The sequence below is a fragment of the Bradyrhizobium betae genome (genome assembly GCF_050632175.1).
In the GTDB taxonomy this organism is placed as follows: Bacteria; Pseudomonadota; Alphaproteobacteria; order Rhizobiales; family Xanthobacteraceae; genus Bradyrhizobium; species Bradyrhizobium betae_B.
Map to the genome: position 1 here is coordinate 1,241,767 of NZ_CP192576.1, position 21,797 is coordinate 1,263,563.

At 65.8% G+C, this 21,797-nt stretch carries 14 protein-coding genes and 2 pseudogenes; 7 read left to right on the forward strand and 9 right to left on the reverse strand.

Annotation, left to right across the window (positions count from 1 at the left end):
• Positions 1-62: 62 nt before the first annotated feature.
• A complete protein-coding gene (locus ACQ86E_RS06250; protein ID WP_431204667.1) occupies positions 63-1,295 on the reverse strand; it encodes a cytochrome P450 in 1,233 nt (410 codons plus the stop codon).
• Between the two features lie 127 nt (positions 1,296-1,422).
• Between ACQ86E_RS06250 and ACQ86E_RS06255 the strand changes: the two are divergent.
• From ACQ86E_RS06255 to ACQ86E_RS06270, 4 genes and pseudogenes are all read left to right on the forward strand, one after another.
• A pseudogene (locus tag ACQ86E_RS06255) lies at positions 1,423-2,025 on the forward strand (TetR/AcrR family transcriptional regulator); the annotation flags it as partial.
• 152 nt (positions 2,026-2,177) lie between these two features.
• Positions 2,178-3,188, forward strand: coding sequence for an aldo/keto reductase (locus tag ACQ86E_RS06260; RefSeq protein ID WP_431204668.1), 1,011 nt, complete (start codon positions 2,178-2,180; stop codon positions 3,186-3,188).
• Between the two features lie 102 nt (positions 3,189-3,290).
• On the forward strand, positions 3,291-4,151 hold the full coding sequence (locus ACQ86E_RS06265) for a VOC family protein (RefSeq protein ID WP_431204669.1): 861 nt from the start codon (positions 3,291-3,293) through the stop codon (positions 4,149-4,151).
• 58 nt (positions 4,152-4,209) lie between these two features.
• Complete coding sequence (locus ACQ86E_RS06270; protein WP_431204670.1) at positions 4,210-4,635, forward strand: putative quinol monooxygenase; 426 nt, start codon at positions 4,210-4,212, stop codon at positions 4,633-4,635.
• A 44-nt stretch (positions 4,636-4,679) separates the two neighbouring features.
• Here ACQ86E_RS06270 and ACQ86E_RS06275 read toward each other — a convergent pair whose 3' ends face one another.
• The 4 genes from ACQ86E_RS06275 to ACQ86E_RS06290 all read right to left on the reverse strand — a co-directional run bounded on the left by ACQ86E_RS06275 (position 4,680) and on the right by ACQ86E_RS06290 (position 12,290).
• The gene (locus ACQ86E_RS06275) at positions 4,680-5,585 is read right to left on the reverse strand and encodes a LysR family transcriptional regulator (RefSeq protein WP_431204671.1); all 906 of its coding nucleotides are present in this window, start codon (positions 5,583-5,585) and stop codon (positions 4,680-4,682) included.
• A 139-nt stretch (positions 5,586-5,724) separates the two neighbouring features.
• Entirely contained in the window at positions 5,725-8,310 is a 2,586-nt protein-coding gene (locus ACQ86E_RS06280; protein ID WP_431204672.1) for an EAL domain-containing protein, read from the reverse strand.
• Between the two features lie 157 nt (positions 8,311-8,467).
• A complete protein-coding gene (locus tag ACQ86E_RS06285) occupies positions 8,468-9,769 on the reverse strand; it encodes an MFS transporter (protein WP_431204673.1) in 1,302 nt (433 codons plus the stop codon).
• Positions 9,770-9,860: 91 nt separating this feature from the next.
• Positions 9,861-12,290, reverse strand: coding sequence for a bifunctional diguanylate cyclase/phosphodiesterase (locus ACQ86E_RS06290; RefSeq protein WP_431204674.1), 2,430 nt, complete (start codon positions 12,288-12,290; stop codon positions 9,861-9,863).
• A gap of 286 nt (positions 12,291-12,576) precedes the next feature.
• On the opposite strand from ACQ86E_RS06290, the pseudogene ACQ86E_RS06295 reads away from it, so the two are divergent.
• Positions 12,577-13,742 (forward strand): annotated as a pseudogene (locus ACQ86E_RS06295) (ABC transporter substrate-binding protein).
• Here the strand turns inward: ACQ86E_RS06295 and ACQ86E_RS06300 are convergent.
• From ACQ86E_RS06300 to ACQ86E_RS06310, 3 genes are read right to left on the reverse strand one after another with little or no spacing between them, the layout of a single operon-like run.
• Entirely contained in the window at positions 13,739-14,716 is a 978-nt protein-coding gene (locus ACQ86E_RS06300) for a hydroxyacid dehydrogenase (RefSeq protein WP_431204675.1), read from the reverse strand. The pseudogene ACQ86E_RS06295 and the gene ACQ86E_RS06300 sit on opposite strands and share 4 nt — an antisense overlap.
• Positions 14,717-14,730: 14 nt before the next feature.
• Positions 14,731-16,584: a TRAP transporter large permease subunit gene (locus tag ACQ86E_RS06305; protein ID WP_431206412.1), complete on the reverse strand. Its 1,854-nt coding sequence runs from the start codon at positions 16,582-16,584 to the stop codon at positions 14,731-14,733.
• 22 nt (positions 16,585-16,606) lie between these two features.
• Positions 16,607-17,638, reverse strand: a complete 1,032-nt coding sequence (locus tag ACQ86E_RS06310; RefSeq protein WP_431204676.1) for a TRAP transporter substrate-binding protein — start codon at positions 17,636-17,638, stop codon at positions 16,607-16,609.
• Positions 17,639-18,048: 410 nt separating this feature from the next.
• Between ACQ86E_RS06310 and ACQ86E_RS06315 the strand changes: the two genes are divergently transcribed.
• Both ACQ86E_RS06315 and ACQ86E_RS06320 read left to right on the forward strand, forming a co-directional pair.
• Positions 18,049-19,545 (forward strand): caspase family protein, encoded by a 1,497-nt coding sequence (locus tag ACQ86E_RS06315; protein ID WP_431204677.1) that lies wholly within the window; start codon positions 18,049-18,051, stop codon positions 19,543-19,545.
• Between the two features lie 184 nt (positions 19,546-19,729).
• Positions 19,730-21,397, forward strand: a complete 1,668-nt coding sequence (locus ACQ86E_RS06320; protein ID WP_431204678.1) for a SulP family inorganic anion transporter — start codon at positions 19,730-19,732, stop codon at positions 21,395-21,397.
• 6 nt (positions 21,398-21,403) lie between these two features.
• Here the strand turns inward: ACQ86E_RS06320 and ACQ86E_RS06325 are convergent, their stop codons facing one another.
• Positions 21,404-21,766 carry a hypothetical protein gene (locus ACQ86E_RS06325; RefSeq protein WP_431204679.1) on the reverse strand — a complete coding sequence of 121 codons (363 nt, stop codon included), beginning with the start codon at positions 21,764-21,766 and terminating at the stop codon, positions 21,404-21,406.
• Between the last annotated feature and the right edge of the window lie 31 nt (positions 21,767-21,797).

The window sequence follows — 21,797 nt, forward strand, 5'->3', positions numbered from 1 at the left end:
TATATAGGGGGAAGTGTGGCGAAGTCACAGCGACTGTTGCGCGCGGAGGTTAACGCCCCGGCCTACCAGCTGGCGGGGAGCTCCGTCAGGCCGCGCAGCACGAAGGTCGACCGCCATTTGGGGTTTTCGACGTCGTCGATGCGCAGATCAGGCAGCCGCCGCAGCAGCGTCGCAATGGCAATCTCGGCCTCGATGCGCGCCAATTGGGCACCCAGGCAGAAATGGATGCCGCCTCCGAACGACAGCGGCCTGACGTTCTGCCTGACGACGTCGAGCCTGTCGGGGTGATCGGGGTAGACCGCGGGATCCCGGTTGGCCGAGCCCAGCAGACAAAGCACGGTCTCGCCCTTCGGGATTTTCTTGCCGCCGAGATCGTCGATGTCCTCCAGCGCGACGCGGCCGGTCATCTGCACCGAGGAATCGTAGCGCAGGAACTCCTCGATGGCATTGACCATCAGTTCCGGCCGCGCTTTCAGCAGCGCGAGCTGGTCCGGATTGCGGTGGAGCGCCAGCAGGCCGTTGCCGATCAGGTTGACGGTGGTCTCGTGGCCGGCGCCGAACAGCAGGATGATGTTGGCGGTCAGTTCTTCGTTGCTGAGCTTGTTGCCGTCTTCCTCGGCCTGCACGAGCTGGGTGATGAGGTCGTCGCGGGGGTTTTTGCGGCGCAGCTCGAACAGCTGCTGAAAGTACATCTGCGCCATCATGTTGCCGGCGTTGCCCTTGGCGATCTCCTCCTTCGAGAGCGGCACGGGATCGAGCAGCCGGCCGCCGTCGCGCGAGCTCTTGTAAAAGACCTCGCGATGGTCTTCGGGGATGCCGAGCATGTCGCAGATGATGGTGACAGGCAGGCGGAAGGCGAAATCCTCGATCAGGTCCATGTGGCCGCGGTCGATCACGGCGTCGATAGCCTGGTCGACGATCGCCTGGATGCGGGGACGCATGTCCTCGACCCGGCGCGCCGTGAAAGCTTTGACGACGAGGCCGCGCAGGCGGGTGTGGTCGGGCGGATCGGCCTGCAGCATCCAGTGGCTCATGCTGCGGAACACCGGCTCGTCCATGATGGCCGGGCTATAGCGGCGCTTGGAGCGCTCGACGAAGTCCTTGCCGAAGCGCTTGTCGCGCATCACGAGGCTGACGTCGGCATGGCGGCTGGCGACGAACTGGCCGAACGGCGTCACGTGAATCGGATCGAGCGTGCGCAGCCGATCATAGTGCGGATAGGGATCGCGGATGAAGTCCGGCGACAGCGGGTTGAACAGCGGATCGCCGCCGGCGGGTTGCACTTGCTCGTTCATGGTGACCTCACATCGGTTGCCGCATGACACGAATACGCCGGCAGCCCCGATGCCCGCGTAACCATCCCTGAAATTATCAACACGATACATTGTTGTATCGAGTTGCATCCTGCCCTAGCCTGCGCCGATGTCAAGGGTGAGAACCAGACCGACCAGGGACGACACACGCGACAGACTGTTCGAGGCGGCCGCGCGCGTGTTCGAGGCTGACGGCATCGGCGGCGCCAGCATCGAGGCGATCGCGGCCGCCGCGGGTTTCACCCGCGGCGCGTTCTATTCGAATTTCAAGAGCAAGGACGAGCTGATCATCGCCATGCTCGAGGACCATGTCGAGCAGTCGATCCGGCGCAACATGGACATCCTCGCGCAGCACGACAATCTCGATGATTTCATCGCGGCGCTGAAGGCGATGGATCGCACCAGGCAGGACCCGCTCGGCCGCTCGCCCCTGCTCCACATGGAGATGATCCTGTTCGTCGCGCGCGCCGAGAAGCGCCGCCCCGAGCTCGCCAAGCGCCTGCGCGCGCGGCGCAAGCTGGTCGCCGACATCGTCGAGGCGACGTTGAAGGGCAACGGCAAGAACGGCTCGCTGAACCCGCCCTGGATGGCCTCCGTCGTGCTGGCGCTGGAAGACGGCTTTCGCCTGCACCGGCTGATCGATCCGGAGACCACGCCGGCAGACAGTTTCCTGCGCGCGATCACGGATTTGCGGCGGAAGACGGGGCTGGCGGGGAGTAACCACGCACGACCCCCGACCTGTGAATTCAAATCCAAGGTGCTGGGATCAGTGCCCGGCTACTGCGCAAGCGGAGCCGAATGTATGTCAGCCATCGACACCGGACGACGGGTCCGGGAACCCGCTTTGACGAAAGGGTCAGTACGATGGCACTGAACAACATCCTGCCCGGCAAGCTCGGCTTCGGTGCCGCGCCGCTCGGCAACATGTTCCGCGATATTCCCGAAGCCGAGGCGCAAGCGACGGTCGACGCAGCCTGGAACGACGGTATCCGCTATTTCGATACGGCGCCGTTTTATGGTGCGGGCCTCGCCGAGATCCGCATGGGACAGGCGCTCGCCGGCAAGCCCCGCGAGGCCTATGTCATCAGCACCAAGGTCGGCCGCGTCGTTCTCGACGAGATCGAGCAGAGCCCGCGGGACAATGGCGAGAAGGGGAGCGTGTTTGCGCATGGCCGCCGCAACAAGATAGTCAACGACTACAGCGAGGACGCGACCTATCGCTCGATCGAGGACAGCCTGAACCGGCTCAGGACCGATCACATCGACATCGCCTTCGTCCACGACGTCGCGCAGGATTTCTACGGCGACGAGTGGTTGAGCGTGTTTGAAAGCGCCCGCAAGGGTGCCTTCCGTGCGCTGCAGCGGATGCGCGACGAAGGTGTGATCAAGGCCTGGGGCCTGGGCGTGAACCGGGTCGAGCCGATCGAGCTGCTGCTCGAACTCGACGAGCCGCGTCCAGACGTTTCCCTGCTCGCCGGCCGCTACACGCTGCTCGACCATGACCGGGCGCTCCAGCGCGTCATGCCCATGGTGGCGGAGCGCAAGCTCGGCATTGTCGTCGGCGGTCCCTACAGCTCGGGGGCACTCGTCGGAGGTCCGAACTTCGAATATGCGCCCGCGACGCCGGCCATCCTCGCCAAGGTCGCGGCGATCAAGGCGATCGCCAATCGTCATCGGATCAGCATGAAGGCGGCCGGTCTTCAGTTCGCGCTGGCCAACCCGGCCGTGGCGGCCGTGATCCCGGGCGCCAGCAGGCCCGGCCGGATCGCCGAAGACCGCGCAGCGCTGGAGGAGACGATCCCCGCCGACTTTTGGCGCGAATTGCGTGCGGCAGGCCTGGTCAACCCGGCCGCACCGCTTCCCATCGCGCGCTGACCCCGAAAACTCGGAAACGCTCACCGGTCGAAGTCCGCTTCGCCCGGCTGGCCCACCGTGTCCCCAATCGACGCATCTCAACCAACCAAAAGGAGAAGAACCATGCGAGATCTTGAAACCGACAAGGCAGCCGATCCCAGCCGCCGCGACATCCTCCTCACCGCGGGCGCCGCCATGATCGCGGGCGCCGCGACGGCGGGCCCGGCGCTCGCCGCGACGCCGGCGGCAGGCGGGATCAACACACTCTCGGCGGCTGAGCGCAACGCGGGCGCGTTGGCGGTCCGCCTGCAGGGCGTTCAGCACTTCGGCTTGACCGTGCAGAACATGGAGCGCGCCTTCGAATTCTATACCCAGGTGCTCGGCGGCACGGAAGTGTTTCGCCACGGAGACTTCCAGGGTGACCAGGTGCAGAACACGCTGCTCGCCGACCAGGAGATCCGCGCGGGCGAGCTTCATGTCGATCCGCAGACGATCGGCGTGCCGAACCTGCGAGACGGCGATCAGCGGCTCGACGTCCGTTTCGTCCAGTTCGATAACGTCGTGATCGAGCTGCTGCAATATCGCAACTCACAGGAACCAATGGGCAGCGCCAACAGCTTCGCGCCGCCGGTGCAGAACATGAGCCCGGCGTACCCGCGCATGATGCACATCTGCTTCTACGTGCGCGACGATGTCGACTTCAACAAGTTCATCACTGACCTCGAAACCGAATCCGCGCGCCGTGGCATGACGCAGGTGCGGGCCAACCGCATCATTCGCGTTCGGACCGAAGCCGAGCGCAAGTCTGCCCCCGAGAACACCAACACCAACAAGGTGACGGTCGCCCCGTCGGACGGCTGGGAGCTGATCTACTGCAAGGGCCCGGAGGGCGAGCAGCTCGAATTCGTCAAGGCGCTCGGACCGGTGAAGCAGCGCTTTGCCGACGCGCACGCCGTCCGGCAGCGCATGCTGGCCGGGCAGTGATCCGGATGGACGCCGATCAGGCTGCTGCCTGTTTCTCGTGAAATGGAAGAACCCGAAAATGAAATCCCTATTTGCCAAATCCTGCGCACTCGCCATCCTGCTCGGAGCCGGTGTGGTTGCCATGTCCGCCCCTGTCGTGGCCAAGGAAGCCAGCGGCATAAGCTACGCAAAGATCCCGGCCGGCGCCTATTCGATTGTCGCCGAGGTGCGTGCCAAGCCCGGCAAGGAGGCCGAACTGCGTGCGGCCACGCTGCCGCTGATCGCGCAGGTGCGCAGCGATCCCAAGAACCTCGTCTATTTCCTCCAGGAAGACCGCGAGCGTCCCGGCCATTTCATCTTCTACGAGGTCTTCGCCACGAAGGATGATTTCGACGCGCATAATGCGACGCCCTACGTCAAGGACTGGTTCGCCAAGCTTCCGTCGCTTGCCGATGGCGGCGTCCAGGTCATGCGCATGGAAATCCTGGGACAGGCGCGGCGTTGACACTCTGCACGGCCGGGGTGAACCCCAAGCCCCGGCCGCCTTTCCTATCCCTCGACAAGAAACTGTTGCATGCGGGGCACCGTGAAATCGAGGAACGCCCGCACCCGCGCAGGCAGGAATTGCGCGCCGCGGAACAGCGCGTGGATCTCGTCGGTCACGCCATAATCGCTGTCCGCGAGCAGTTCGACCAGCTCGCCGCGCGCGATAGGCCGGCGCAGGTGATAGTCGGCCGCCCGAACGATGCCGACACCCGCGATCGCCATGCGGCGAAGCGTCTCGGCATTGTTGGCGAGCAGTGACCCGCTGAGCATCCGCTCGACAATGCGTCCGCCCTCGCGCATCGGCCATACCGGCATTGTGCGGCGGAAGTTGAAACCCAGGCAATTGTGGTGGACGAGGTCCTCCGGAGTTTTCGGCGTACCGTGCCGCGCGAGATAGGCGGGCGAGGCGACGATGCGCCGTCGCGTCTCTCCAATCCTGCGTGCAATCAAATTGGAATCCGCCAGCTTACCGACGCGGATCGCAACATCGGTGCGATCGAGATAGAGGTCGACCACCTCGTCCGAAAGCGACAGATCAACGACGATGTTGGGGTAAGACTCGAAGAAAGCAGGCAGTATCGGCTCCAGCGCGGCGGCGCCGAACGTCACCGAGCAGGTCACGCGGATAATCCCTTCGGCATTCGCGCCGCCTTGTGCGATCTGCTGCTCGGTCTGGTCGAGCGACGCCAGCAGCGCCTGGCTGCGCTCGAAGTAGAACTGTCCTTCGACCGTGAGGGCGAGCCGCCGCGTCGACCGCTCGATCAGGCGGACGCCGAGCCGGGCTTCCAGCCGGGCGATCAGTTTCGAGACCGTGGACGGCGTCATCAGCATGAGACGGGCTGCTTCAGAAAAGCTGCCGGCCTCGACGACGCGCACAAACACCAGCATCTCGCCTGCACGATTATCCATACCGCTCCTGCACATCGCTTTCGGGAATGCGCGGGAGACTAGCAAGGCGATACTGCGAAGTCGCGTCATCCATCAAGATCGACCACACCAAATCGTGCGATTTGGATCAGTCCGAATGCACCGTGCGACGAAACGACGCCTATGCCGACCGTTTCACCGCTCCGCGCTCCACTGACGCGACGTCGAGCCGCGCCAGCATCGCCCTCGCCTGCTCGGCGCAGTGCTCGATAAGCCAGCGCTCGAAGGCGACAGGCGCAAGCGCGGGAGCGTAGAGGAAGCCCTGGATGACGTCGCAGCCGAGCTCGGCCAGCACCTTGCGCTGGCCTTCGGTCTCGACGCCTTCGGCGACGACGGTCATGCCGAGGCCCTGGCCAACGCGCACCACGGCGGTCGCGATTGCAACGGCGCCGGCGTCACGCTCGATGTCGCGCATAAAACTGCGGTCGATCTTGAGCTCGCGGATCGGAAGATGCGCGAGCCGGCTGAGGCTCGAATAGCCGGTGCCGAAATCGTCCACGGACAGGCCGACGCCAAGTGCACGGATCGCATGCATCGTCTCCAGCGCGGCGGCGCCGTCCTGCATGAAGGTGCCCTCGGTGATCTCGAGCATCAACGCGTCCGGCGGCAGCGCGTATTCGTCGAGGATGTCCTTGAGCCGGGCGGCGAGTGCGACATGGCGGAAATTGATCGGCGACAGGTTCACCGACACGCAGGGGATATTGAGCCCGGCGCCGCGCCAGCTCGCCATCTGGCGGCAGGCCTCGCGCACCGACCACAGGCCGATCTGCTCGATCAGGCCGCATTCCTCGGCGAGCGGGATGAATTTTGCCGGCGAGACGTCGCCGAGCGCGGCATCGTGCCAGCGCGCCAGCGCCTCGACGCCGTGGATCGCGCCGTCGCAGCCGCGGATCTGCGGCTGGTAGCTGAGGGTGAGCGCGCCCTCGACGACGGCGCGGCGGAGCGCCGCGATCAACGCCAGCCGCTGCTCGGCGAGCCCGTTCATCTCGGCGCTGAAGACGCGATGGGTCGAGCGGCCCGCCTGCTTGGCCATGTACATGGCGGCATCGGCCTGCTGCATCAGAGTGTCGATGTCGGTGGCATGATCGGGATACAGGCTGATGCCGATGCTCACCGACATCGGCAACAGCCTGGATCCGAGTCGCAGCGGCACGGACAGCGCTTCGGTGATCCCGGCCGCGGCGCGTTCGGCGCTCTCGACATTGCGCTTTGGCAGCAGCACGACGAATTCGTCGCCGCCGAGCCGGCCCAGCATGTCTTCGGGCCCGATGTGCTCGCGCAGACGCTGCGCGAGCTGGACCAGCAGCTCGTCGCCGGCGGCGTGACCGAGCGTGTCGTTGACGTCCTTGAAGTGATCGACGTCGAGGAAGGCCAGCGCGACATGGCTCCCGTTCGGACAGGCGTCGATCGCCGTGGTGATCAGGTGCCGCAGCTGCGCGCGATTCGGCAGGCCGGTGAGGATGTCGTGATAGGCGAGCCGCGCAATCTCGGCGCGTGCCTCCTTGCGCTCGATCGCGAAGGCGCCGAGGTTGACGCAGGCCTCGACGATGCGCCGGTGCCAATTGCTGGGCGCGCGGGACTCGCGGAAATAGAAGGCGAAGGTGGCGATGACCCGGCCGTCCTTGGCCTTGATCGGCGTCGACCAGCAGGCGCGCAGACCAACCCCGAGCGGCATCGCCTTGTAGGGCTGCCAGCGCGGATCGGTGTCGAGATCGGTTGCCAGCACCGGTTTGCCGTAGAAGGCGGCGGTGCCGCAGGAGCCGACATTGGGGCCGATCGCAATGCCGTCCAGTGCACGGGAATAGTCCTCGGGCAGGCTTGGGCCGCCGAGCGGATGGATCAACCCGGCGGAGTCGATATGGAGCAGCGAGCAGACGACGTCCGGCGCAATCTCCTCGACCCGGCGGCACAGCCGGTCGGCGATCTCGGTGATCGGAATTTCGTCGGCGAGCGCGCTCATGATGAGCTGCTGGAGCGAATGCAACTGCCGCGTTTCGGTGATGTCATCGATCAGCGCAAAGATGTGTTTGGCGCGACCCTTCTTGTCGCGGAAGGCATCGATTCTGGCACAGACCCAGATCTCCTCGCCGTCCTTGTTGTAGACCAGCGTCTCCACCTTGCCGCGGCGACCGCCGTCGATCAGGCGTTTGAAGAGCTTGGCGATGGCCGTGCGGTTGGTATGGCATCCGGCGATGAGCTCTCCCGCACGCCGCCCCTCCGCTTCCTCGCTGGTATAGCCGAACAGCGCCGTAAAGGACGCATTGACGTAGCGGATGTTCTGCTCGGTATCGGTGATGATCACCGCGCGGTTGGTCTGGTCCGAGACCGCGTTGAGAAGCCCGATCCTGACGCGGCGCTCGGCTTCAGCGGTGACGTCGCGCGCGAACACGATGTGATGGGTCGCGCCGCCGACAGTCGTGGACGACAGCGACACCAACGCCCTGATCCGGCTGCCGTCGGGCCGCACGAGGCTGATCTCGTCGCGGAAATCCGCGACCGGATCGGCCTGAAGGAATGCGAGGCCGAGGACGCCTGCGTCGCGACCGAGCACCTCGGCGCGCGCAAGCTTCCATACCCGCTCGGCGCTCGCATTGAAATGCGTGATGCGGTGTGCGTCATCGACGACGACGATACCATCGTCGGCGCATTCGAACGCGGCGCGCAGTACATCCGGAATTTCGGTCACTGGGTGATCGGAAGCAGTCATCGGTAGACCCGGCGGCATCGGGAAGAAACGGCAATCGCTCCGACGCTAGCGGTCCGATGGTGTCCAAGACGTTCTCGCGACAAGGTTGAGCCCTGCCAAGATGCGGCATGCTTAACATTCCGCGAAAGAGGCGAAAGTATCTTGATGCGTGCGGAACCTATTCGGCGCCGGCCCCGGCTTTGAGCATGTGCAGCCGGCCGGCCACGGCCCGCACCTTGCGGGGCGAGGCCTGCCAGATCGACAGCGCCGACAAGCCGCTCACGACCATCGCGATGGCGAAGGCGAGGGTGTAATCGCCGGTGCGATCGTAGAGGAAGCCGGTCAGCCAAGGTCCGGCCGCGCCGCCGGCCAGCGCCGCCAGCATGATCGTGCCGAAGATGCTGCCCTGGTGCTTGCCCTGGAAGATCTCGAACACGACCGCGCCCATGATCGAGGTGAGGCCGTAACCGAGCGCACCCTGCGTGAGCACCATGAGATAGACGAGCCACAGCGACGGCTGGAATTTCAGCGCCATCAACGCCGCGAAACAGATGACGAAACCCGCGCAGCTGATCGCCCACACCCACTCCCGTCCGATCCGGTCGGAGACATGGCCCAGCACGATCTGGCCGGGAATGCCGAGCAGGCTGACGGTGCCGAGCGCCCACACCGCAACATTTGGGCTGAAGCCGATGTCGAGCAGGAATTTGGTCTGGTGCACCTGCACCGCGTACCAGATGTACAGGCCGCAGAAATAGCCGAGCGCGATCCACCAGAACCGCGCCGTGGCAACCGCCCGCCTCAGCGTCCAGTCGGTACCGACCCAGACGGGATCGACGATGTTGGAAACCGGCTTTGCCGCACCTGCGGAAGGCGCGGCGTCGCCGTCGGGTTGAAGGCCGATGTCCTCGGGCCGCCTGTGCAGGAACAGATTGATCGGCGCCAGCACGACCAGGATGAGCAGGCCCATCGCGGTACAGGCGGTACGCCAGCCGGTCTGCTCGATCATGTGCTGCACCCATGGCAGCAATGTCACCGAGCCGATGCCGACGCCGGCAAAGGCGATGCCGATGGCAAAGCCGCGCTTGCGGATGAACCAGTTCGGCAGGAACAGCGACTGGCCGGAATAGCCGAGGCAAACGCTGCCCGCGCCGACCATGACGCCGATGGTCACATAGAGATGCCAGGGGGCGCTGGTGAGCGGGGCGAGCAGCAGCCCGCCGCCCATCAGCACCACGCCGAGTTCCATCACTGCGCGCGGCCCGGCGCGATCCATCAGGCGGCCGATCAACGGGCTGACGATGCCCGACACCACGAAACCGAAGGAGAAGGCGCCCGCGGTGACGCCGCGCTCCCAGCCGAATTCGGAAATGATGGGAGGAAAGAACAATGAAAAGGCGGTGCGCGCGTTGACGCCGATGGCCATGGTGACGAACGTCACGGCGACCACGACCCAGCCGTAGAAGAACGGAAGACGCATGATGTGCTTGTTTCATCCCTAGATGGTGCTACCGACCATCCGGGGCCGCCCGGGTCAAGTGATTTTCGTGGCCGCCCGCTTGGCGGAATGCTCAGGCCGCGTCGCGCTGCGATCGCTGGACGGGAGCGTCGAATGTGATCTGGTCGACCGGCTGCGGACGCCCGAACAGATAGCCTTGCGCGAAATCGACGCCGAGCGCCGTCAGCCGCTCGAACTCCTCGGCTGTCTCGACGCCTTCGGCGGTCACCGACATGTCCAGCCCGCGCGCCAGCGTCACGATCGAGGAGATGATGGCGGAGCTGCGGGGTTGATGCGTGAGATTGCGGATGAACGACTTGTCGATCTTGATCTTGTCGAACGGGAACGCGGTGAGATAGCTCAGCGACGAATAGCCGGTGCCGAAATCGTCGAGCGCAAGCTCGATGCCGATATGCTTCAGCCGCTCCATGAAGGCGTGGTTCTCCACGCCGCGTTCCAGCAGCACCGATTCCGTGATCTCGATCTCCAGCCGTTGCGGCGGCAGGCCGGCATCGGCCAGCGCCGCGCAGATCGTCTCGAACAGTTCGGCTTCCTTGAACTGGATCGGCGACAGGTTGACGGCGACCATCAGATCGGACGGCCAGGCGGCGGCGTCCGCGCAGGCGCGTCGCAGCACGAACTCGCCGAGCGGCACGATCAGCCCGGTCTCCTCCGCAAGCGCGATGAACTGGTCCGGCGGGATCAGGCCCCGGCTCGGATGCCGCCAGCGCACCAGTGCCTCGAAGCCACGACGACCGCCGCTGGCGACGTCCACGAACGGCTGATAGTGCACCTCGAGCTGGCACAGCGCGATGGCGTCGCGCAGATCCCCTTCCAGCGTGTTGCGCGCCTCGAGCTCGGCCGACATCGCCTCGTCGTAGACCGTGAAGCAGTTGCGGCCGGCCGATTTCGAGCGATAGAGCGCAAGGTCCGCCTTCTTCAGCAATTGCTCCTGGTCGCTGCCGTGGTCCGGCGCGATCGCGATGCCGATGCTGGTCCCAATCTCGACGCGATGGCCGGGCAGCAGGAACGGCTCGGCCACCAGCCTGGCGATCCGTGCGGCGAGCTCGGTCGCGCTGCCGCGCTGGTCGTCGCAGGCTTCCTGGATGATGGCGAACTCGTCGCCGCCGAGCCGCGCCAGCACGTCGGTCTCACGCAATGCGGATCGCAGGCGCGACGCCACCTGGCGCAGCAGTACGTCGCCCGCGCCATGGCCGAGCGAATCGTTGACGTTCTTGAAGCGGTCGAGATCGAGCATCAGGATCGAGAACGGCAGGCCCCTCACGCTCAACTGGCTGTTCATCATGTCGAGCCGGGCGAGGAAGAACGCGCGGTTCGGCAGCCCGGTCAGGACGTCGGTCTGCGCGAGCTCGAGCACGCGCCGGTTCGCCAGCGACAGCCGCCGCGAATTGCGGCTTGCCAGCATGAGATAGGTTGCAAGCGACAGCGTCAGCAGCATGCCGACGATGACGACCCCGACGGCGCGGTCGTAGGCCGTCTCCAGCGGACCACCGGCCGTCGGCACCGCGCGCACGTGCCAGTCGGTGTCCCCGATCCTGAGAATGCCGGACCAGTGCCGGCCTTGCGCGACATCGCGCATCGACTGCGGGGCGGCGGCCGACGATGCGAAATCCGGCAGCGCTTGCGCCATGCTGACGATCCGCCCGGTGAAAGGCGGATAGACGTTCACGCTGACGGCGGGGCTTGCTCCCGTCGTTACGCGGATGGATCGTATCAGCAGCGGCAGGTCAAACACCCCGACGACGTAGCCCGCGAGATTGCGGCGCCGGTCCGCGATTGTCTCGCGCGAGGTCCCCTTGGCATAGACGGGCACGGCAACGATGACGTCGGGCAACCCGCCTCCTTCGCGCGGTACATAGAGTCGCGACCGGATTGCGGTAATCCGGTCGTTGTCGCGGGCGCGCTCGAGTGCAATGCGACGTTCCGGCACGCTCTTATAGTCCATGCCGTAGACCGGCGAGGACTTCGGCTGCGTCGAATAGAAGATCGGGAAATATTCGTCCTCCTGAGGCGCCGGCGCAAAGCTGTCACCTTGCAGCGTCTTGATGCGATAGCCGGACACTCCGTCGGCGTTCGCGGCGGCCTCGTATTCGGCGCGCTCCTTGCGATTGACGCGCGGCAGCCAGCCGATGCGCAGCATCCCGGGATGGTGCTCGAACAGGCGCGTGCTGAAGGTCTCGAATTCGCTGCGGGTGATTTCCTCGTTGGTCGATTCGAACAGCGTGCGCAGCGCGACGAGCCTGCTGATATACTCGCTCATGCCGTTCTGCATGACGATCGCTTCGGTCTCGGCCGCGTTCTCGAACTCGATCTTGTTGACGCGGTCTTCCCATCGCGCCACGGCGGCCGCGCCCACGATCGAGAACAGCAGGCCGACGCCAGCCGCGACGAGCGCAGGGCGATAAAGTCCGAGCAGCGGCGAGGCACGCCACCACGCCGCTACACCCTTCCGATCCTGATCGTTCTGATCGTGATCGCCCATCTTCAATCCGCACGTCCCCCTCGGCCCGGCCGGCCGAACTTCTGGTTGAGCTGCCGCAACTGCTATCGGACAAGGATCGCGGTTAAGAACCGTAAAATTTCGGAACCCGGCCGCCTCACAACGCGCGGCTTAGTTAACGATTGACCCACAAGTTTGCGTCAGTCTGGCAGCAACTGTCGGGTCTTCCCCGGAGTTTTACGGGCTATCGTTGCAGGGCGGATTAGCGGCCTGTTCAGCGCGCAGAGCTATCCTTTCCCCAACTCACCCGCATCTGGCCAGCGCCCTCATGATACGATCGCGACCCGCGACCTACCTCGCCCTGACCCTCGCACTGCTCGCCCTGGCGCCGCTCTCCGCAAAGAGCGACGAGGCCGGCGTCAGCGACGACGCGATCCTGTTCGGCCAGGCCGCCGCCCTCGAAGGCCCCTCCGCGATGCTCGGGCAGCGCCTGCGGCAAGGCATCGTCACGGCGTTCACCGAGATCAACGCCAAGGGCGGCGTCCACGGCCGCAGGCTTCAACTGATCAGCCGCGACGACGGCTACGACCCCGACCGCTCGGTGGCGCAGACGCTGCGGCTGATCGACGAGGACAAGGTGTTCGCGCTGATCGGCGCGGTCGGCACCCCGACTGCGATGGCGACGATTCCGATCACCAGCGCGAGGAAGGTCCCTTTCATCGGCCCGTTCAGCGGCGCCGAATTCCTGCGCGACCTCGAGCTGCCGAACGTCGTGAACATCCGCGCGAGCTACGAGTCCGAAGCCGAATCGTTCATCAAGCACCTCACCGAGGATCGCGGATTCACCCGGATCGGCATCTTCTACCAGGACGATTCCTTCGGCCGGGACGTTCTCGTCAGCGTCAAGCGCGCGCTCGCGATGCGCAATCTCGAGCTTGCGGCCGAAGGCACTTATGAGCGCAACACGCGCGCGGTCGGCTCGGCCTGGCGCGGGATCAAGCGAGCCGAACCCGAGGCCGTCGTCATGGTCGGGACCTACGGCCCCTGCGCGGAATTCATCAAGCTCGCGCACCGCAGCGGCTCCCATCCGACCTTCGCCAACATCTCCTTCGTCGGCGCCACTGCGCTGGCCAGGGAACTCGGCTCCGACGGCGAAGGCGTGGTCGTCGCCCAGGTCGTGCCGTTTCCCTGGGATCGCTCGCTCAAGCTCGTCAGCGATTACCAGGCGGCGCAGAAGGCGCTCGACCCGACGCTGACACCGGACTTCGTGTCGCTCGAGGGCTATCTATCCGGCCGCCTCGCGGCTTCGGCGCTGGAAAAACCGGACCGAAACCGACGCGCGCAAGCCTCTTGCGCACCATCAACGATGTCGGCCGCTTCGACATCAGCGGCAGCATCGTCACCGTCGGCGTTCGCGCGATCGACGCGCCGCCGAAAGTATTCCTGACGGTGATCCAGAAGGACGGCACGTTCAAGGCGGTCGATCGGCTCTAGGGCCGCCGCGTCCATCGCTCCGCGTTGACGGCGCCTTGCGGGACCTCGCCTTTGACGATCGCCTCGACCTGCCGCACCGTCTCCAGCGACTGGTATTCGATCGCCTGCGGCGTCAGCCCGCCGACATGCGGCGTGGCGACGACGTTGGGCAGCTTCGCCAGTTCCGGGGTCGGCATCTGATCGGGTGCGCGGCCGACATCCATCGCGGCACCTGCGATGCGGCCTTCGCGCAGCGCGCGCGCCAATGCGGCCTCGTCGACGAGATTGCCGCGCGAGAGATTGATGAACACGGCATGTCTCGGCATGCGCGCCAGCGCCGTGTCTCCAATCAGATTCTCGGTCTGCTCGTTGGCAATGGCGAGGCAGACGACATAGTCGGACGCAGCGAGAAGCTCGTCGAGACCGACCTGCCGAATGGCGCCGTCGCTGACATCAGCGAAAGGATCGCAGACCAGCACCTCCATGCGCATCACCTTGGCAATCTCGGCGAGGTAGCGCCCGATGCTGCCGTAGCCGATGATGCCGATCCGGCTGCCGGCGAGCTGGCGTCCCATCCGCGCCTCGGGTTTGCGGCCCGCCTGGTAGTCGGCTGTCGCGCGCGACACGCCGCGGGAGAGATCGACCATGAAGCCGACCGCGAGTTCGGCAACGGCCTGTACGAAGCCGGGACCGGCGCGGGTCACGAGCACGCCGGCTTCCGAGGCAGCATCGACGTCGACGTTGCGGATGTCGACGGCGCAGCGGACGAAGGCACGCAGGCGCGGCAGTTGCGCGAAGATCTCGCCGCGGCCTTCGGTCATGCGGTCGGCGACGATGATGTCCGCATCCCTGGCGGCGCGCACGAGGCCGACCGCATCCAGCGTGTCGTCGCTCTCGTGCAGGATCACCTCGGCGGCCGCGCGCAGGCCGTTCAGGCTGCGATCGCCGTAATAGTTCCGCCGCATCTCCGGCGTATGGGCGAGCAGGACTTTCACGCGACGAAGCTCCTTCAGTAGCCGAATGCCCGCGGCAGCGCGGTCGAGAGCCATGGCACGAAGGCGATGACGAGCAGGCAGAGGAACAGCAGGCCGAGATAGCCCATGATCGGCTTCACCGTCTGCTCGATCGGGACGTTGCCGATCAGGCAGGCGCCGTAGAGCCCGAGCCCGAGCGGCGGCGCAAACAGGCCGATGCCCATCGCGATGACCAGCACGACGCCGAAATGCAGGGGATCGACGCCGAGTTGCACCGCGACCGGCAGCAGCAGCGGCCCGAAGATGATGAGCGCGGCGGCGCCCTCCAGCACCGAGCCCATTACGATCAGCACGGCGATGGCGAGCAGGATGAACAGCCACGTGCCCGATGTCTTGGACAGTCCCAGCATGAAATCGCCGACCGCATGCGGCACCTGCTGCAGGGTCAGCGTGAACGCCAGCGACTGTGCGGCGGCGACGATGAACAGCACGAGCCCCGCGCGCGTTGCTCCCTGCACGAAACTGTGAGCGGCCGATTTGAAGGTGAGCTCGCGGAACACCACGCTGCCGACGATCAACGCATAAGCCACCGCGAACGCGGAGATTTCCGTGGCCGTGGCAAAGCCGCTCTTGAAACCGAAGAAGATCATGAAGATCAGGCCGAACGAGGCGATCGCACCGCTCCACAGACCCGATACCGGCATCTGTGGCGCGACGTCCTCGGCTTCCGCCGGCCGCTTGCCGAAGATGATGGAGACGACGATCAGCACGGCTGCCATCAGCGCCGCCGGCAGCAGGCCGGCAACGAACAGGCCGCCGATCGACAGGTTCGCGACGAAGCCGAGGATGATCAGGTTGATGCAGGGCGGGATGGTTTCCGCCATCACCGCGGATGCCGCGAGCAGCGCCACCGCGCTGCCCGGATTCTGCCTGGAGCGGCGTGCGGCCGGAATCAGCACGGAGCCCACCGCGGCGACATCGGCCATCTTCGAGCCTGATATGCCCGAGAACAGTACCATCGAGGCGACCATCACGACGTTGAGGCCGCCGCGCATGCGGCCGACCCCGCGTTGCAGCAGCTCGATCAGGCGCACAGACATGCCGTTGGCTTCCATGAGGTAGCCGACGAGGATGAAGAAGGGAATCGCGAGCAGCACGAAATTGTCGATGCCGCGCGCCATCTGCTGGGCAAAGATGACGCCGGGCAGCGCGCCCTCGACCCAGATGAAGATCAGCGCGGCCAGCGCCAGCGCAAAGCCGATCGGCAGTCCGCCGAACAGGGTCGCGAAGAAGCCGATCAGCATCAGCGTGCCCGCCGACGGCACCGACGACGGCGACAGATAATCCCATGCGAGATAGAGGCCGGCGACGATGACGACAGCGATGAGGCCCCTGACGATGTCGGGGAGCGGCCTTGCGCAGAGCTGGTCGATCGCGAACACCGTCATGAACAGCGCGCCGGCGCCCATCGGGTAGAAGGTCAACTCCAGCGGCAGTCCGGAGCCGGTGGTCTGGCCGGCCGTGATCGAACCCAGCTTGATCGCATGATAGGCGACGTAGCCGGAGATCAGCGCGACGAGCACGGCGCTCGCGGCGTCGACCAGCGTCCGCGGGCGCACCGATAGCAAGTCGCGGAAAAAGGACACGCCGACATTCTCGCCGCGCGCGAGCGCGCTGGCCGCGCCGAAGAAGGCCGAGCCGACCATCAGGCCGCGCGCGACGTCATCAGACCATTCGACCGGTGCGTTGAAGAAAAAGCGCAGCAGCACGGAACCGCAGACGACCACGAGATCGGCGGCCAGGAGAACGGCCGCAATCCCGTCGCTGAGGCGAAGCAGCAGGGCGATGCTGCCATGGCGGCCGCTCGAGAGGGGCACGGCGCCCGTCATCGCCAGCTCGGATTTGGCCATCTCAGGCTTGCGTCGCGCGGATGATGTCGATGACGGCCTTGGATTCCGGCCGCGCCTTGATGAAATTCTCGTGCTGCGGCGCCACGCGCTTCTTGAACGCCTCGCGATCGCATTCGGCGACCGTCACGCCCTTCTCGGTCAGGGCCGCCAGCGCCTCCTTCTCGACCGCAAGCCCGTGGGCGCGCGTGTCGGCCGCAGCCTTCTTCGCGGCATCGAGGAAGCCGTCACGCAGCTTCGGGTCCATGCGGTTGTAGGTCGTGTCGCTGAAATAGATCGCGAGCGGCGAGAAATTGTGCTGCGTCAGTGCGTAGAACTTTGCGGTCTCGAAGAACTTGCTGGCGAGGATGGTCGGCGGATCGTGCTCGAGGCCATCGAGCACGCCGGCCTGCAACGCGGTGTAGATCTCGCCGAATGCCAGCGGCGTCGCGGCGGCGCCCATCAGGCGCAGGCATTCCGTGATGACGGGATTGGGCAGGGTCCGGATCTTCAGGCCGGCGAGGTCTTCCGGCGTCTTGACCGGCTTCTTCGCGAACACGCTGCGCGAGCCGAAATTATAGGCCCAGGCGATGATGCGGATGTTGCTGCCCTTGAGCAGCGCGTCCTCGATCGGCTTGGCGGCGCCGGACTCGAACGCCTTGGTCTGCTGCGGAAAGCTCGAGAACAGGAAGCCGAGGTCGAAGGTGCCGACCAGCGGCGTCAGATTGGCCGAGATCGAGGAGCCCGATACCATGAGGTCGATGACGCCGAGCTTCACCGAATTGATGACGTCGATTTCCTGGCCGAGCTGGTTGTCGGGGAAGAAGGCGACCTCGACCTGCTCGCCGAGCCCGTTTCCCTTCAGATTCTTGACGAGGTTGTCGTAATAGACGCGGCCATTGGCGAATTTGGGATCGTTCGGCAGCGAGGAGGAACATTTCAGCTTCAGCGTCGCGGCTTCAGCGCGGCCGATGATGGCCGGAGAGAGCACGAGGCCGGCGGTCACCGCCGTCGACGACTTGATGAACGTGCGACGGTTGACGGGCACGATGGTCATGAGTTTCTCCCCGAGTATTTTTTGCAGCCGCGATCGTTGCCGCAGCCTCTTGGCTCGACTGTATGGCCAAAGGGACGGGGCAGGCAAGCGGGCCGCCGGCAGGCGCAAAGCCACGCGATACGAACATCGACGGCGCGAACGCCGGCGAAACGACCATGCTTTTCAGCGATTTTCGATCGGGACCGGCCCGCTTCCCGGTATGCGAGAGGACGCTTTCGTCCATCGGCAAGGATCGATCCAATTGGCGCATGGATCGATGCGCTATTCACATGGATGCCGACCGAACGATGCTCTGGCAGACCCCTGCCCCATTTTGCCGCACGCTCAGCGTGATCCAGTGCACAGACAGACTTTCAACGGCGACCTAGAAGGAGTGATATCCTCGCCGTATTGCCGATGAAGGTGACACCATGCGCCGTCCATTTCTTTCCAATTTGGCCCTTGCATCAGGCCTTCTTGCCCTCGCACAGTTGATGACGCCGACGGAGGCCGCCGCCGAGGCGCGGCTCGCACTCGTGATCGGCCAATCGGCCTATCGCACCGTTCCGGAACTGCCCAACGCCGCCAACGACGCCAGGGGCATGACGGAGCTGCTCGGCAATGCCGGCTTCACCGTCACCACGGCATCCAATCTGGTCCAGAACGACATGCGCCAGGCGATCTCCGATTTCGCCGGCAAGGTCAGCGCCAGCGGCGCCGACACCGTCGCGCTGGTGTTCTATGCCGGCCACGGCCTGCAGATCGACGGCGAGAACTATCTGGTTCCGGTCGATCTCGATCCCAAGCGCGAGGCCGACATTCCGCTTCAGGGCGTGCGGCTGAACGACCTGCTCAACACGCTCGGCGCGCTGCCGACGCGGGCGCGCATCTTCATGCTCGACGCCTGCCGCAACAATCCGTTCCCGGCGCTCAGCGGCGCCGGCCACGGGCTTGCGATCGTCGACACCAAGGCCGGCGCCCCCGGCTCCTTCATTTCCTATTCGACCTCGCCCGGCGCGGAAGCCGAGGACGGCAATGGCGCCGACAGCCCCTACACCGCCGCGGCGCTGTCGGTCGCGCGGCAGCCGAACCTGCCGATCGAGGAAGTGTTCAAGCGCATCCGCGTCGCCGTGGCCCAATCGACCGACGGGCGGCAGATCCCCTGGGAAAGCTCCTCGCTGACGACAGACTTCAAGTTCTTCGGCGAAAGCAGCGGCAATACCCCCGCTCTGCCGGGCGCGTCCGCAATGGCACTCGCCGGAGGGACCCGCAGCGTCGAGGACTGGCGCAAGGATTTGCAGGGCAAGCCCGCCAAGGTTGCCTATGAGCTCGTGATCATCGACGACACCGTCCCGGCCTATCAGGCTTATGTCGAGCTCTACGCGCAGGACACCCGCACGCCGCGCCTGCGCACGGTGCTGGAGCGCCGGCGCCAGATGCTGGCCTGGGAGCGCGCCACCGCGATCAACACCCGCGCCTCGTTCGAGGCTTATCTCAACAACTGGGACAACAGCGATCTCGCCGCGACAGCGCGCAGGATGCTGCTCCGCGTGCAGAACCGCAACTATGCTGTGCCGGTTGCGGCCGCGGCGACGCCCGCGCCGGTCGCCGTCGCGATGGCTCCGACCTGCCCGTGCTCGACGCCCTCGCCTCCGGCAACGCCTGTGAACCCGGCAGTGGCGCCCGTCATCAAGAAGCGCGTCGACGACACGCCGCCCAAGCGCAAAGTGGTCGAGACGCCGAAACCGCGCCGGCCGCCGCCGCCCGACGAAGTCATCGTCTACGAACGCGCCCCACCGCCGCCGCCCGTCGGTGTCGGTGTCGGCATCGGGATTGGAATCGGCCGCGGCGGCTATGGCGGTGGCGGCTACGGGGGCGGTGGCTACGGCGGGCCGGTACGCGGCGACAATTATCGCAGCAGGTATTGAGATCACCTCTTGCCATGCGACTGGATGTCCGCAGCCCCGCCTGCGGACATTGTTGTTGATCGTACCGCGCCGTCGCTCTCGTGCCCCGGCTTTGCGGAGCCGCACCGCGTCCGGGACACGCACACCTTCCGCAAATGCTGTAGTCTGATCAGCCAGCGCCAGCTTTTCCGGGGACTCTCCATCGATGCCGCACGACTCTCGCGCCACGCGTTCCTGGCCGCTGTTTCGCTCGCTCTCCTCCTATTCCCTGTCCAGCGACCTCGTGGCGGGATTGACGCTGGCGGCGATCGCGATCCCCGAGCAGATGGCCACCGCGCGGCTCGGCGGCTTCGCGCCGCAGATCGGCTTCTTCGCCTTCATGGCGGGGTCCCTCGGATTTGCCTTGCTCGGCGGCAATCGCTTCCTGTCCTGCGGCGCCGATTCCACGATCACACCGATCTTTGCCGGCGGGCTTGCGGCCATGGCCGCCGCCGGCTCGCCCGAGTATCAGGGGCTCGCGATCGCACTTGCGCTGATGGTCGGCGCGATGATGCTCGCGAGCGGCGCATTCCGCCTCGGCGGCATCGCCAACCTGTTGTCGGTGCCGGTCATGGTCGGCTTCCTCGCCGGCATCTCCGTCCACATCATCGTCTCGCAATTGCCGGGCGTGCTCGGACTTCAATCGCCGGGCGGGCCGACGCTCGATCGCATCGTCGTGCTCGCCGGCCAACTCGGCCGCGCCAATCCGTTCACGCTGTGCATCGGTTTCGGTGTGCTGGCCGTGGTCTTCGTTTCCGAGACGATCAGCGCCAAAATTCCCGGCGCACTGATCGGGCTCGTGGCCGCAACGCTCGCCGTGATCGCACTCGGCCTCGAGAGCAAGGGCGTCAGCGTCGTAGGCAGCGTGCCAGGCACGCTGCCGCGGCCGACCTTGCCCGACCTCGCGCCGGAGCAATGGGTTCGTCTGGTGCCGCTCGCCTTCGTGATTACCGTCGTGGTGATGGTGCAGACTGCCGCTACAACGCGGTCGTTCCCGTCCGATCCCGACAAGCCCGCCGATGTCGATCGCGACTTCCTCGGCACCGGCGCCGGCAGCGTGCTCTCGGGCCTGTTCGGCGCGTTTCCGGTCAATGCCAGTCCGCCGCGGACGGGCATTGTCGCCGAGACCGGCGGACAATCGCAGCTCGCGGGGCTTGCGGCCGCGGCCATCGTGCTGGCGCTGCTCGCGTTCGGCACCGGACTGCTGCAGCACGTCCCTGACGCGGCGCTCGGCGGCATCCTGCTGTTCGTGGCGCTGCGGATCATCCGTTTCAAGCAGATCGGCACGATCTACCGTCAATCCCCAAGCGAATTCCTGCTGATCGTCGCGACCGCTGCGCTGATCATCGTGCTGCCGATCCAGCAGGGCGCATTCCTCGGCATCATGCTCTCGCTGCTGCACGGCATCTGGAGCACGACGCGCGCGCGGCTCGTCGCGTTCGAGCGGGTCCCGGGCACCACGATCTGGTGGCCGACCCATCCGCACATCACCGGCGAGCGCATCGACGGCGTCGCCGTGATCGGCCTGCAGGCGCCGCTCTCGTTCCTCAACGCTCCCGGTTTCCGCAGCGACGTGAACGAGGTTCTCTCGACATCGACGCCGCAACTGCTGGTGCTCGAGGCGAGCGGCATGGTCGAGATCGATTTCACCGCCGCGCAGATCCTGCTCGACATCTTCAAGGCGTGCAGCGAACGGGGTGTCACGGTGGCGCTGGCGCGGCTGGAATCGGTGCGCGCGCAGGACGCGTTCGAACGGTTCAGACTGTTCGATGCCCTGCCCCGCGAGCACGTCTTCCACAGTGTGGACGAGGCCGTGCGCAAGCTCGCGAAATAATCGCGCTCACTGCGCCAGCGTCGGATGATCCCGCTGCACCGTCTCGCGGATCCAGCTGGCATGGATCGCGCGGAACAGGATCTGCGCGGTCTTGAGGTCGTTCGCCATCATGCAGAGATCGACGATGCGGCGCACCGCGTCGTCGCGCATCAATCCGTCCGAGATCTTCATTGCGATTTCCATCGCGACCTTGGCCGCGCGCTCGTAGCGCTCGCTGTCGCGCTTGTCGTTGCGCCCGGAGCCTGCCGCGCACGCGGTGGCAGCGTCACAGATCGCGCGGATGCGCTCGGCGGCCTCGATGTCGCCGAGCGAGCCTTCGATCGTCTCATCCCAGATGTCTTGTCGCGTCTTTCGCGCGAACCAGCGCATTGCCCGCTCCGTATGATGGAGCGAGCATAAA

Bases quoted from the DNA above. Each gene is read 5' to 3' on its own strand.
- ACQ86E_RS06250 (WP_431204667.1), bottom strand. From the start codon at position 1,295: ATGAACGAGCAAGTGCAACCCGCCGGCGGCGATCCGCTGTTCAACCCG.
- ACQ86E_RS06260 (WP_431204668.1), top strand. From the start codon at position 2,178: ATGGCACTGAACAACATCCTGCCCGGCAAGCTCGGCTTCGGTGCCGCG.
- ACQ86E_RS06265 (WP_431204669.1), top strand. From the start codon at position 3,291: ATGCGAGATCTTGAAACCGACAAGGCAGCCGATCCCAGCCGCCGCGAC.
- ACQ86E_RS06270 (WP_431204670.1), top strand. From the start codon at position 4,210: ATGAAATCCCTATTTGCCAAATCCTGCGCACTCGCCATCCTGCTCGGA.
- ACQ86E_RS06275 (WP_431204671.1), bottom strand. From the start codon at position 5,585: ATGGATAATCGTGCAGGCGAGATGCTGGTGTTTGTGCGCGTCGTCGAG.
- ACQ86E_RS06280 (WP_431204672.1), bottom strand. From the start codon at position 8,310: ATGACTGCTTCCGATCACCCAGTGACCGAAATTCCGGATGTACTGCGC.
- ACQ86E_RS06285 (WP_431204673.1), bottom strand. From the start codon at position 9,769: ATGCGTCTTCCGTTCTTCTACGGCTGGGTCGTGGTCGCCGTGACGTTC.
- ACQ86E_RS06290 (WP_431204674.1), bottom strand. From the start codon at position 12,290: ATGGGCGATCACGATCAGAACGATCAGGATCGGAAGGGTGTAGCGGCG.
- ACQ86E_RS06305 (WP_431206412.1), bottom strand. From the start codon at position 16,584: ATGACGGGCGCCGTGCCCCTCTCGAGCGGCCGCCATGGCAGCATCGCC.
- ACQ86E_RS06310 (WP_431204676.1), bottom strand. From the start codon at position 17,638: ATGACCATCGTGCCCGTCAACCGTCGCACGTTCATCAAGTCGTCGACG.
- ACQ86E_RS06315 (WP_431204677.1), top strand. From the start codon at position 18,049: ATGCGCCGTCCATTTCTTTCCAATTTGGCCCTTGCATCAGGCCTTCTT.
- ACQ86E_RS06320 (WP_431204678.1), top strand. From the start codon at position 19,730: ATGCCGCACGACTCTCGCGCCACGCGTTCCTGGCCGCTGTTTCGCTCG.
- ACQ86E_RS06325 (WP_431204679.1), bottom strand. From the start codon at position 21,766: ATGCGCTGGTTCGCGCGAAAGACGCGACAAGACATCTGGGATGAGACG.